The following is an 11,902-nucleotide window of genomic DNA, read 5'->3' as shown; positions in this document are numbered from 1 at the left end:
TGCTATTGATTTAGTAGCTGCTTGCGCCCGTGCAGCAAGCGCTGGATGCATATTTCCTTCATAAGCCCCGGTCACCGCCAGAATACCGTCCACATGCACGTTGCGCTGCGGCGGGAAGCTCACGATCGCGCCGTCCCAGCCGCGCGCCACGATGACCGAGCATTCGGCCTTGAGCGGCAACAGCTTTTCAAGCACGCAGGGCACCTGCTTCAAGTCGCCCCATGCAGTCGCCAGCTCGGCCGCATTTTTGACGCGCACCTGGCCCTTGCCGTCGTAGCCCATGCGCGCCGTTTTCAAAATGCCTGGCAGCAAATCTGCGGGCACGGCCTGGCGCTGCGCGAGTGTTTCGATGACCGCGTAGGGCGCGCAGGTCACGCCCGCCATCACACCCGATTCAGCGGCGCTGGCCGTGAAATGGGATTTCTCCTGAATCCGGTCTTGCGCAATGGCCACGGCAGCAGCGCCGGGCGCTACCGGGCACTTGGCCGCCAGCGTCAGCAGCGCGGCGGCAGGCACGTTTTCGAATTCAGTGGTAATGGCCGCGCACAGCGATGCCAGCTGCAGCAAACCCTGCTCATCGTTGAAAGCAGTCTGGACATGGTGATGGCTGACCCGGCCAGCGGGACTTTGCGGATCCGGGTCGAGCACCGCCGTGAAGTAGCCCAGACGCTGCGCGGCATGCACAAACATGCGGCCGAGCTGGCCGCCGCCCATCACGCCCAGCGTGGCAGGCTGGCCAGATGCGGATACGGTTCCTGGGAAGATTGGCGACATTGACGAAGAGTTCATGCGGACGGCAGCGTCATGGCGCGTGCGGCAGCGGTTTGCTCCGCGCGGAAAGCCTGCAGCTTGTCCGCCAGCGCCGGGTCGTGCAGCGCCAGCATGGCCACGGCAAACAGCGCCGCATTGGCGGCTCCGGCGTTGCCAATCGCAAAGGTGGCCACTGGCACACCCTTGGGCATTTGCACCATGCTGTACAGCGAATCAAGCCCCTGCAAATGCTTGCTGGCCACCGGCACGCCCAGCACCGGCAGCGTGGTTTTCGCGGCCAGCATCCCGGGCAAATGGGCCGCACCGCCGGCGCCGGCAATGATCACCTGCAGGCCACGGCCAGAGGCTTGCTCGGCATAGGCAAACAGCTCGTCAGGCATGCGGTGGGCCGACACCACTCTAGCCTCGTGCGCCACGCCAAACTGCTGCAGGATCTGCACGGCATGCTGCAGGGTCTCCCAGTCGCTGCTGGAGCCCATCACCACGCCCACCACAACGGGAAGAGGAGGCCGAGCCGAATTGTTGCTTGTCGTCATAGGGACCCTGAGAGTCTTGAGGTTGTACGGGCTGTGCGCATAGGAGCTTGATTTTAAGGTCTCAGGCTGCCGCTTGCGTGCTATCGTGGTGCCGGCTCAGCCGTCCGGTTGAAAACTTCTTGCCAGGCCCCAATTCCAGAGAACCATGATCAACGTCACCCTTACCAACTTTGAAGAGGAAGTGATTGCCGCTTCCATGACCCTGCCTGTGCTGATTGACTTCTGGGCGCCGTGGTGCGGTCCTTGCAAGTCGCTCGGGCCTATCCTTGAAAAGGTCGAGGTGGCATACGCCGGGCGTTTCAAACTGGTGAAGATCGACTCCGAGCAGGAGGAGCAGCTCGGTGCCGCCTTCGACATTCGCAGCATCCCGACCTGCATTCTGATGATGAATGGCCAGCCGGTGGACGGCTTTACCGGCGCGCTGCCCGAGGGCAAGGTCAAGGAATTTCTGGACAAGCACCTGCCGCCAGCCGAAGAAGAGGCAACCGAACCGGAAGAATTGGCAGTAGAAGCGGACACCAGCCCCGAAGCCGCACTGGAAAAGCTGCATCAGGCGGTCGCCACCGATCCGGCCAATGACACTGCGCGCTTTGACTATGTGAAGCAGTTGCTGGCCCTGGGGCGCGAAGACGATGCCAAGGTGGCGTTCGCGCCGGTGCTTGCCCAGACCTCGGTGGTGCGCCGTTTTGATTCGCTGCAGCGCTGGATGGATGCTATAGATTTTGTAGCTTCTCACGCGCATGGGACGAGCGCTGGCGCCAGATTTGACTCACAAATAGCGGCCAACAAGCGGGATTTCGAAGCGCGCTTCGACAAAGCCCGCTGGCTGATGAGCCAGCAGCGCTGGACCGAAGCGCTGGACGAACTGCTCGACATCCTGATGCGCGACAAGGCTTGGTCCGACGGACTCGCGCGCAAAACCTACATCGCCATCCTCGACATCATGGAAGCACCCAAACCCAAGGTGGCCGACGGCCAGATTCCGCCCGAAGACCCGACGGTGGCGACCTACCGGCGGCGGCTGAGCAGTGTGGTGCTGAGCTAAGTCCCAAGCTGCCTGCGTTTGCGGCGCGTCGCAGGTCCGCGAATCCAGCGAGGAAAAGGGCCGCCGCTCGGTGGCCAACCGGATCGGCACCGTTCAATACCCGACACATGATGAGCCTCCTGCTGGCTTGCTTGTCAAAGCATCATGCAAGGCCAGCTGGTCCGCGTCAATGCGTATTTAATGTGTGATCTTGGTCCCGAGAAGCACCAGAAACTGGGCAATCCACTCCGGGTGCGCGGGCCAGGCCGGCGCCGATACCAGGTTGCCATCGGTATAGGCGTCCTCGATGTCAATTTCTGCGTAGGTGCCCCCGGCGCGTTCCACGTCGATGCGGCACGCCGGATAGGCTGAACAGGTCCGCTTTTTCAGCACATCGGCAGCGGCGAGCAACTGCGCGGCGTGGCAAATGGCGGCCACGGGCTTGTTGCGGTCAAAGAAGTGTTTGACCATCGCCACCACGGCGGGGTAGGTGCGCAGGTACTCCGGGCCGCGACCGCCCGGCAAGACCAAAGCATCGTAGTTTTCAAGCTTGATTTCGGCGAACGATGCATTCAGCGCAAAGTTGTGGCCCGGTTTTTCGCTGTAGGTCTGCGCGCCTTCGAAGTCGTGGATCGCCGTTTTGATCTTGTCGCCAGCCACCTTGTCCGGGCACACCGCGTGCACCGTATGGCCCACGGCCATCAGCGCCTGAAACGGCACCATGGTTTCGTAGTCTTCACAGTAGTCACCACAAATCATCAAAATCTTTTTGGCTGCCATGTCTGTTTCCTCTTGGTTGATGAACGAAGAGGATCATTATTGAGCACGGCGGGCAGCTTGTGGTGGTATCGGGCTGTGACAGCCCTTTAAAGAAGTTTCCATCAAGCGCACGCTGGCGGCTGAGCCCCCCTCCCAAAGAAATAGAAGGCGTTATTTGCTACGTATTTGATAGCTATTTGTGCCCGTTGTTATTGGACTGGAGGCTTATTTTTCTTAAGAATCAAAGCCGCTCGCCGCGACGGCGCAGCCAAGGCCACCGACTTGCAGAACGCGTGGGCTCAGGCCGTCAACCGCGTCAGCGCTTCCTGGTACTTGGCCGCAGTCTTGGCGATCACGTCCTCCGGCAGGCGCGGCGCGGGCGGGGTTTTGTCCCAGGGCTTGCCGTTGATGCGCACACCCTCCAGCCAGTCGCGTACAAACTGTTTGTCGTAGCTGGGCGGGTTTTGCCCGGCGGCATACGCCTGTTCATAGCCCTCGACGGGCCAGTAGCGCGACGAGTCGGGCGTCAGCACTTCGTCCATCAGCGTCAGCGTGCCCTGCTCATCGAGGCCGAACTCGAATTTGGTGTCGGCAATGATGATGCCCTTGGTCAGCGCATAGGCGGCAGCGGTGGTGTAAATCTCGAGACTGAGCTTTTTGATCTGCGCGGCCAGCTCCGGGCCGACCACTTTCACCACCTGCTCGTAGCTGATGTTTTCGTCGTGCTCGCCGGCCTCGGCCTTGGCCGCGGGGGTGAAGATGGGCTCGGGCAATTTGCTGGCGTTTTTGAGCCCGGCAGGCAGCGCCACACCACAGACCGACTGGGTTGCCTGGTATTCCTTCCAGCCGCTGCCGGCCAGGTAGCCGCGCACCACGGCTTCCACGGGAATTGGCTTGAGGCGCTTGACCAGCATGGAGCGACCGGTGACCTGGGGAATCTCCAGCGCCGTAACCGCGCCTTCGGGCGCTTCGCCGGTGAGGTGATTCGGGCAAATGTGGCCCAGCTTGTCGAACCAGAACAGCGCCATTTGCGTGAGCAAGGCACCCTTGCCGGGAATTGGCTCGCCAAGTATCACGTCAAACGCACTCAGGCGGTCGCTGGCCACCATCAGCAACTTGTCCTTGCCCACGGCGTAGTTGTCGCGCACCTTGCCGCGTGCGAGCAGGGGCAGGGAAGTCAGGGCAGAAGTATGAAGTGCTTGGGTCATGGTGAGTGTCAAAGTAAAAAAGCCCGCGCGACTTGGGTCAAGTCCACGGGCTTTGAATTATCGCCAATCCGGCGAAGTGGGTGGCGGTGGCGTTTTAGTTAACCACCTGGGTCAGCTCGCCTTTGGCGTATTGGGCCGCCACCACCGAGAGACTCTGGCCCTTGATCTTGCTGGCCTGTCCCTCACAGCCAAACTCGATGTAGCGCTGTTTGCAGAGGGCTTTGGCCGCAGCCGTGGCAGGCTTGAGCCACTCGCGCGGGTCGAATTTGCTGGGATTCTGAGCCATGAATTTGCGCACGGCAGCGGTCATGGCCAGGCGGATGTCGGTGTCGATGTTGATTTTGCGCACGCCAAACTGGATGGCTTTCTGGATCTCCTCGACCGGCACGCCGTAGGTTTCTTTCATGTCGCCGCCAAACTCGCGGATGATGGCCAGCAGGTCTTGCGGCACGCTGGAAGAGCCGTGCATCACCAGATGGGTGTTGGGAATGCGGCGGTTGATTTCCTTGACGCGCTCGATCGCCAGAATGTCGCCGGTGGGCTTGCGCGTGAACTTGTAGGCGCCGTGGCTGGTGCCAATTGCAATCGCCAGCGCGTCGAGCTGGGTGCGCTTGACGAAATCGGCGGCCTGCTCGGGGTCGGTCAGCAACTGCTCATGCGTCATCACCGCGTCGGTGCCGTGGCCGTCTTCCTTGTCGCCCTGCATGGTTTCCAGGCTGCCCAGGCAACCGAGTTCACCCTCCACCGAAACGCCCGTTGCGTGGGCCATTTCGACCACCTTGCGAGTGACCTCGACGTTGTAGTCATAGCTGGCAATGGTCTTGCCGTCGGCCATCAGCGAGCCGTCCATCATGACCGAGCTGAAACCCAGGCTGATGGCGCCGCGGCAGACATCGGGGCTTTGGCCATGGTCCTGGTGCATGACCACAGGAATGTGCGGATAGCTCTCGACGGCGGCCAGGATCAGGTGCTTGAGAAAGCCCTCACCGGCGTATTTGCGCGCCCCCGCGCTGGCCTGCATGATCACCGGGGCATTGACCTCATCGGCCGCCTGCATGATGGCGGTGACCTGCTCCAGGTTGTTGACGTTGAAAGCTGGAATGCCGTAGCCATTGACGGCCGCATGGTCCAGCAGCTCGCGCATCGAAACGAGTGCCATGATCGAAATCCCCAGAAAGTTAAAAGGTTGGCAAAAACGGTGGGTTACTGGCGGCGGGCCGCGCAGCGTGAACGCCGTCTGAAATGGGCGGTAACCGCTAGGTAACCAGCACTTGTGATTCTATCGTTTACCGGAAGTCGGGTGGTTCAGGGCTTGTGCAGCGAAAATCACCCTCCGGCCACGCATAGGCAGGCTTTGCGTTTATCGGGAATGCCTTCCGGCAGGTGTTTCCGCGCACGGCATGGCGCCCACTGCATGGGCCACACGCTCTGAACGGCATGGTTTTGCTTGGCCGTAGCGCTTACGCGCTCAAGCACAGATTCCCAGCCTCTAAGCCACCCGACAGATCTTGAGCATGTTGGTGCCGCCCGGCGCACCCATGGGCTCGCCACAGGTGATGGCATAGATATCGCCGCTTTGCACGATGTTTCTGCGCAGCAAATGGCCTTCGGCCTGCTCCAGCGCCGTGTCGCGGTCGGCGCTGGTGTCCAGGAGCAGCGGGTGCACATTGCGGTAAAGCGCCATCTTGCGCTGTGTCGCCAGGCGCGAGGTCAGCGCGTAGATGGGCGCGCGGATGTCATGGCGGCTCATCCACAAGGCTGTAGAGCCGCTGTCGGTGAGCGCCACAATCGCCTTGGCACCCAGGTGATGGGCCGTGAACAAGGCCCCCATGGCAATGGACTGGTCGATGCGGGTGAAGGTCTTGCCGGAGAAATCGGCCTCCAGTTCCTTGTACTCGGCTTTCTCGGCCTCCTGGCAAATCTTGGCCATCTGCTGCACCGTTTCCAGCGGGTACTTGCCCGCGGCGGTTTCGGCGCTGAGCATCACCGCATCGGTGCCGTCCAGCACGGCATTGGCCACGTCGCTGACCTCGGCACGCGTGGGCACCGGGTTGACGGTCATGCTTTCCATCATCTGGGTGGCGGTGATGACGAGCTTGTCATGAGCACGGGCCATCTTGATCATGCGTTTTTGCAGGGCCGGCACTGCGGCATTGCCGACTTCCACCGACAGGTCGCCACGCGCCACCATGATCCCGTCGCTGACCCGCAAAATTTCTTCGAGCTTGGGGATCGCCTCGGCACGTTCAATTTTGGCGATCAGGCCAGGCTTGTGCTTGAAGGGCGCGGCGGCGACATTGCACAGCTGCCGGGCCATTTCCATGTCGGTGGCGTTTTGGGGGAAACTCACAGCCACGTAGTCGGCCTGAAAGCTCATCGCGGTCTTGATGTCTTCCATGTCCTTGGCCGTCAGAGCGGGCGCGGTGAGGCCGCCGCCTTGCTTATTGATGCCCTTGTTGTTGGACAACTCGCCACCGACTTTGACGCTGGTATGCACGGCTTCGCCGCGCACCGCATCCACCGTCAGCACAATCAGGCCATCGTTGAGCAGCAGCACATCGTCGGCCTTCAGGTCACGCGGCAGTTCCTTGTAGTCCAGCCCCACGCCATTGAGGTCGCCCGGCTCGGTGCGGGAAGCATCGAGCACGAATTTTGCACCGGGCGCTAACACCACCTTGCCTTCGGCAAACTTGCCGATGCGGATTTTGGGGCCCTGCAGGTCGGCCATGATGGCGACTTCACAGCCGACGCGCTTAGCGGCTTCGCGCACCAGCTGCGCCCGGTCAACGTGGTCCTGCGCCGTTCCGTGGCTGAAGTTAAGGCGTACCACATTGACACCGGCGCGAATCATTTTCTCCAGCAGGACGGGGTCGCTGGAAGCAGGGCCGAGGGTGGCAACAATTTTGGTGGCGCGACATGACATGAAGGTCTCCTGTAATTTAGTTTCCGATTCTCACACGATCACAGGAAACCAGTTACAAAACCGGTACCAATTTTCAGCCCCTGGCAAAAGGCTGGAAATCATGCATTTCGCAAGACCGGACAAAATCCAGCAGAATCCCGCGGTGCTTCCAGGAAGGCGCCAAGCCTATTCCCAAGAAGCTGTCCAGGGTTGGGGATTTTCTAGCTGGAACGGCCAATCACAGGCCCGACGACACCGTTCAGATTTGACTCAAATGCTTTGCGGTACTCTTCGGTGTAAAACGCGGTCGCCGCAGGTTGATCCTCTTGGGTACGGCCTTTGGCGAGGAAGTTGAATGAGTTATATCTTCCGGCAGCGAAAAGAATGGCTGCGCTTACCTCCCCTGTGTCCCTATTTTTCGCCATCTCGTTGGCGAGGTGGATGAACTTGTCCACATCCGAGAGGAACTCCGGTGGATAGCTCACTTGAGTTTGAGTTGAATCAACCATGCTGACGCTTTTTACATGAAGTTAAAGTAGTGTCAGTGTAGACCAAACGGTCACAGGCAGCCCATCGCGGAATTGGACTTTCCCAGCGCCATTGGGGGTTTGTTTTTCCAAGCTTCGGGCGACTCTCCCGCCTTGATGCCGGCGTTTTTCTTCCAGGCTGTTGCGCTGATGCGGCACGTCGACCAGTTTCAACGCCTTTAGACGCTCGCGAAACAGCCAGACGGTCCTGGCATCCGGAACCTGTAGGAGTCTCCTGACGGCAGAGCGCGCCTCCTTCCTGCTTGATTCCGCCCCGCCTTGAGCAAGAATCAGTGCACATAACAAGGAGTGTTTCCATGTCTCTCTCGCTCATCCTGCTCATCGTTCTCATTTTGTTTCTGGTTGGCTCCCTGCCGACTTGGGGCCACAGTCGAAACTGGGGTTACGGCCCCAGCGGCGGTTTGGGTCTGGTGGTCATCATCCTGATCGTGCTGCTCCTGATGGGACGCATCTAAGCTCTAGATAGCACTCCACCCCCTAAAAAAGGAACCTTGCGATTAGAAGGTTCCTTTTTTTTCTTCCTGCAACCTTTTTTGATCCAAGCAGCGTTGGACTCAGCGCTTGTGAGTTTTTACGCCGACGCCCAAGACAGGCGCGAAGGGGGCATCGGGCGGCAACAGGGGGAGAACGCCGTGGAAGGTTGAGCCCCAGACCCGCCGCAAGGCTGGAACTGGACAAGCTCGACCCTAAAATGGCAGGGCGCATCTTGCGCTTCTTGCGTCGGAATGCGGGGCCACCCCTTCCAATTTCATCCGCAGTAACCCGTCAGGCCGCCCTTGCCATTAACCAAAGTTGAGCAAATTTCCCGGTGCTGCAAACGCTAAACCATCGCCATCTGCCGGACTGGTTCCTTGGAATATTGCTCGTCTTGCCATGGGTGAGTCCTTACACGTCAGGGCCGACACCCAATGCGTGGCCGTGGCTGCTTTCCGCATGCTGCGCGGTCATCCTGTGGCTATTCCAGCGCAGGCTCAACGTCAATCTCATCGCCACCGCCTGGGTGCTGGCCGCCGCCATCAGCGCTGTGATCGGTCTTTTGCAGTATTTTGGACTGGCACACGCTTTGAGCCCTTGGGTCAGCCAGACCAGCGCCGGTGAAGCTTTCGCCAATCTGCGTCAGCGCAATCAGTTTGCCACGCTGACCAGCATCGGGCTGCTGGCCTTGATAGGGGTGCTCGCGCAGCAAGCTCCCAGGCAGCGTGTTCCCTGGTGGGCGAGCCTTATGGCGCTGCTGCTGGCACTGGGCAATGCGGCCAGCAGTTCACGCACGGGTTTATTGCAGTGGGCGCTGATTCTGGCGCTCACCGCCCGGTGGGCTCTTCCCGGTCGACGCCGCTGCGTGATGTTTGCGGCGCAAGCGATGCTGGCTTATGGGGTCGCTGTGCTCGCGCTGCCTTGGCTGCTGGAGGTGGTGACCGGAGTCGCCAATGGCGGGCTGTTAGGTCGGCTGGCCGAAACGCCCACCTGCGGCAGTCGCAAGGTGTTGTGGTCCAACGTGCTCACCTTGATTGCGCAAAAACCCTGGCTGGGTTGGGGCTGGGGTGAACTGGACTATGCCCACTTCATCACTTTGTACCCTGGCCCGCGCTTTTGCGAAATTCTCGACAATGCACACAACCTGCCGCTGCAGCTTGCGGTGGAGCTGGGGGTTCCCGTTGCCTTGGCCACTTGTACCGGCTTGGCCTGGATGGTGTGGCGCGCAAAGCCTTGGCGTGAAACGGATCCCGCTCGACAGATGGCCTGGGGCATTCTGGCCGTCATCCTGCTGCACAGCCTGCTGGAGTACCCGCTTTGGTACGGGCCGTTCCAAATCGCTGTGGCGCTGTGCGCCGGGTTGCTCTGGGCGACCACTTCGGTACAGCCTGGAACAGGCGAGGCATCCGCCCATAGCTTTCAGCAAAAATTTAAGGAAAACAAGGCTGTAGCCCAATACCTACGGGCCATATTAGCTATTATTATAATAGCGTTACTGGCGTCTGCAGGAATCGACTATCACCGGGTGAGCCAGATTTATCTGCCGCCTGCGGAGCGAAGTGCGGCCTATCGCGACGATACCCTGAACAAAATATGGGGCACATGGCTGTTTCGCGATCAGGCGCGCTTTGCGGCGTTGAGCGTCACGGACCTCAAGCCCGAGAATGCCGCGGCGATGCACGCGATGGCCCAGGAATTACTTCATTACTCGCCTGAGCCACGTGTCGTTGAAAAGCTGATTGAGAGCGCCACGATGCTCGGCCGCGAGGATGAAGCTTTGCTGTATCTGGCGCGCTACCGGGCGGCATTCCCTGAAGACCATGCGCGCTGGGCTGCGGCCCATGCGGATGCACCCGGGCACCTGCCACCCGCAAAGTGAAGCGCGCCCCGCTCAGGGGTTGATGAAGCTGCCCGATTTCCCCCCGTGCTTTTCGAGCAGTTTCACGTCGGTGAGGGTCATGCCGCGGTCCACCGCCTTGCACATGTCGTAGATGGTGAGCAGTGCGACGCTGACGGCGGTCAGCGCTTCCATTTCCACGCCGGTGGGGCCGACGGTTTCTACGTTGATTTCACTATGGCAAGTGGGCGGTACAAACAGGAAGCCAGTGGCCCGAAAATTCACCTTGGCTTAACCACGACCCTCTCGCAGCCCCAGCCCTCGTTCTGACCAGGCTTAACCCAAGATTGCGTATTCCGGTAAAAAGCCAGCTGTTTCGATTCAAACCTACCTGCCATTCCGGCCCAAAAACGCCACACTGAAATTGGGAACCCGTGCTGGCTGGCCTTGAGGGTCATTGCTGCTTGCTTGAACCAACTTGAGTGAACGGTAGCAAAGCAGTGCTCCTGACGGGCGTTACGTTTTTCTATTTGCTGGTCACTCCGCTCCTTTGACATTTATCAAGCGCCTCATCATCAACTGGTTCAGAATTAAAGTGCTGCCGATATATACCTCAACGGCGTGCGGTCTGCATTACGTAAGGCCACCAGCACGTCGCGCTTGACGCGAAGTCGTTGCCGGTTGGAAAAGGACCGGTCCGATCGTTTGAGCCATTCGGTGTTCCAATTTTCCCTGGACTGTAAACGGAGGACCCAATGAACGAAGAAACCTTCAACCTCAGCATTCGCAAGTTCCTAAAGATGGTTGGCGTCAATTCGCAGCGCGCGATCGAGCAAGCGGTGGAGAAGGCCATTGCCGATGGCTCCATCACCGGAACGGAATCGGTTTTTGCCAAAGTTACTTTGGAGGTCGCGGGATTGAAGTTGAATGTCACCTTCGACGGTGAAATCAAGCTCCAATGAGCTTAAGGCCCCATGCGGCCTAACCGCGCATTGAAGACGGACCCTTCGCCAGCGGCCTTTGTTCGCTTACTTCTGGCTGCTTAGCGCGAACGTTGAACGCCTGCCTTCTGGAAATTTGACTGACAGCAAATCAGTCTTTTTCAGTCATCACGGACGGCCCTTGTACGTCAGCAAATCAGCGTAACGCCACCAAGCTCCACCCGCCGCTCACCTCACTCGTCTGTGGCCGAGTTTTGTCAATGGCAAGGGCTGCTGTTGGGCAGGGGGAGGGACAGGGGTAGGTCGTGTGGACCGCTTCAGACTGCGGGCAACGAAGCAAAACAATGAAGCTTAGTCATTTGTCTTACTGCTTCATTTCTGATATGTCTTTATCCTCACCACCGGACCCAGACTATTCCTGCCGGGTTAGTATCGGGTTGAGTCGCCATATTCCGTCTCGTTTAAATGGTATGGGAACCCGGCTCCAGAAAACCAAAAATAGATGACAACCGTTTTAGCAAGAATCAAGGACGCCGCCGCGACTGTCGTGGTTTCTCTGATACCTTATTGGCGAATAATTTTTTTGGTTTTTTCCGTGGCGGCCACATTTGCATGGACAAACTGGTATTTTTCGCCGTCCGAACGCTTGGAACGATTAAGTGCGCGAGTTCTCGCCGCAGCAAACTCTGAAGCAACATTTGACGCAGCAATGAGGATGAGAGATGCGCTAAATGGTGGACTTTTCGGTCCGTCAATCGTGTCTTCTTCTTGTCTTCTTACTACCTGCAAAATTCAGGTTGTAAATCACTTCTATCCGGTCGCAGATTCAGCTGAAAAAAACCCAAAGACTTGGCGAGTTGGAATCGAAGTCACCCTAACCCGAATGGCACTTACTTTGGCTC

The 11,902-nt window shown here is 59.3% G+C and carries 12 protein-coding genes and 1 pseudogene; 5 read left to right on the top strand and 8 right to left on the bottom strand.

The window, feature by feature from the left end:
* Together B3F77_RS19835 and purE are read right to left on the bottom strand one after the other, a co-directional pair.
* On the bottom strand, positions 1-789 hold a 789-nt coding region (locus B3F77_RS19835), incomplete at its 3' end, for an ATP-grasp domain-containing protein (RefSeq protein WP_414703059.1).
* Entirely contained in the window at positions 786-1,307 is a 522-nt protein-coding gene (gene purE / locus B3F77_RS19830; RefSeq protein WP_293606617.1) for a 5-(carboxyamino)imidazole ribonucleotide mutase, read from the bottom strand. The genes B3F77_RS19835 and purE, both read right to left, overlap by 4 nt.
* 145 nt (positions 1,308-1,452) lie before the next feature.
* Between purE and B3F77_RS19825 the strand changes: the two genes are divergently transcribed.
* On the top strand, positions 1,453-2,352 hold the full coding sequence (locus tag B3F77_RS19825) for a tetratricopeptide repeat protein (RefSeq protein WP_293606616.1): 900 nt from the start codon (positions 1,453-1,455) through the stop codon (positions 2,350-2,352).
* Positions 2,353-2,529: 177 nt separating this feature from the next.
* On the opposite strand, the gene B3F77_RS19820 is transcribed toward B3F77_RS19825, so the two are convergent.
* The 5 genes from B3F77_RS19820 to B3F77_RS19800 all read right to left on the bottom strand — a co-directional run bounded on the left by B3F77_RS19820 (position 2,530) and on the right by B3F77_RS19800 (position 7,709).
* The gene (locus tag B3F77_RS19820) at positions 2,530-3,111 is read right to left on the bottom strand and encodes a DJ-1/PfpI family protein (protein ID WP_293606615.1); all 582 of its coding nucleotides are present in this window, start codon (positions 3,109-3,111) and stop codon (positions 2,530-2,532) included.
* Between the two features lie 278 nt (positions 3,112-3,389).
* Positions 3,390-4,298, bottom strand: a complete 909-nt coding sequence (locus B3F77_RS19815; RefSeq protein ID WP_293606614.1) for a phosphoribosylaminoimidazolesuccinocarboxamide synthase — start codon at positions 4,296-4,298, stop codon at positions 3,390-3,392.
* Positions 4,299-4,392: 94 nt separating this feature from the next.
* On the bottom strand, positions 4,393-5,457 hold the full coding sequence (gene fba, locus B3F77_RS19810; RefSeq protein WP_293606613.1) for a class II fructose-bisphosphate aldolase: 1,065 nt from the start codon (positions 5,455-5,457) through the stop codon (positions 4,393-4,395).
* A 330-nt stretch (positions 5,458-5,787) separates the two neighbouring features.
* The gene (gene pyk / locus B3F77_RS19805) at positions 5,788-7,221 is read right to left on the bottom strand and encodes a pyruvate kinase (RefSeq protein ID WP_293606612.1); all 1,434 of its coding nucleotides are present in this window, start codon (positions 7,219-7,221) and stop codon (positions 5,788-5,790) included.
* A 200-nt stretch (positions 7,222-7,421) separates the two neighbouring features.
* Positions 7,422-7,709 carry a DUF3144 domain-containing protein gene (locus B3F77_RS19800; RefSeq protein WP_293606611.1) on the bottom strand — a complete coding sequence of 96 codons (288 nt, stop codon included), beginning with the start codon at positions 7,707-7,709 and terminating at the stop codon, positions 7,422-7,424.
* 335 nt (positions 7,710-8,044) lie between these two features.
* Between B3F77_RS19800 and B3F77_RS19795 the strand changes: the two genes are divergently transcribed.
* Positions 8,045-8,203, top strand: coding sequence for a DUF3309 family protein (locus tag B3F77_RS19795; RefSeq protein ID WP_293606610.1), 159 nt, complete (start codon positions 8,045-8,047; stop codon positions 8,201-8,203).
* Positions 8,204-8,556: 353 nt separating this feature from the next.
* Positions 8,557-10,101 carry a PglL family O-oligosaccharyltransferase gene (locus B3F77_RS19790; protein ID WP_293606609.1) on the top strand — a complete coding sequence of 515 codons (1,545 nt, stop codon included), beginning with the start codon at positions 8,557-8,559 and terminating at the stop codon, positions 10,099-10,101.
* 12 nt (positions 10,102-10,113) lie between these two features.
* Here B3F77_RS19790 and B3F77_RS19785 read toward each other — a convergent pair.
* Positions 10,114-10,293, bottom strand: a pseudogene (locus tag B3F77_RS19785) (cyclic pyranopterin monophosphate synthase MoaC); the annotation flags it as partial.
* Positions 10,294-10,814: 521 nt separating this feature from the next.
* Between B3F77_RS19785 and B3F77_RS19780 the strand changes: the two are divergent.
* Together B3F77_RS19780 and B3F77_RS19775 are read left to right on the top strand one after the other, a co-directional pair.
* A complete protein-coding gene (locus tag B3F77_RS19780) occupies positions 10,815-11,021 on the top strand; it encodes a DUF6494 family protein (RefSeq protein ID WP_293606608.1) in 207 nt (68 codons plus the stop codon).
* A 481-nt stretch (positions 11,022-11,502) separates the two neighbouring features.
* Positions 11,503-11,902, top strand: a 400-nt coding sequence (locus B3F77_RS19775) for a hypothetical protein (protein WP_293606607.1), incomplete at its 3' end; no start/stop codon positions are given.

The organism is Polaromonas sp. UBA4122, from assembly GCA_002381615.1.
Classification (GTDB): domain Bacteria; phylum Pseudomonadota; class Gammaproteobacteria; order Burkholderiales; family Burkholderiaceae_C; genus Polaromonas.
Note: the sequence above shows the minus strand (reverse complement) of the source record. Positions and strands in the feature narration are given on the sequence as shown.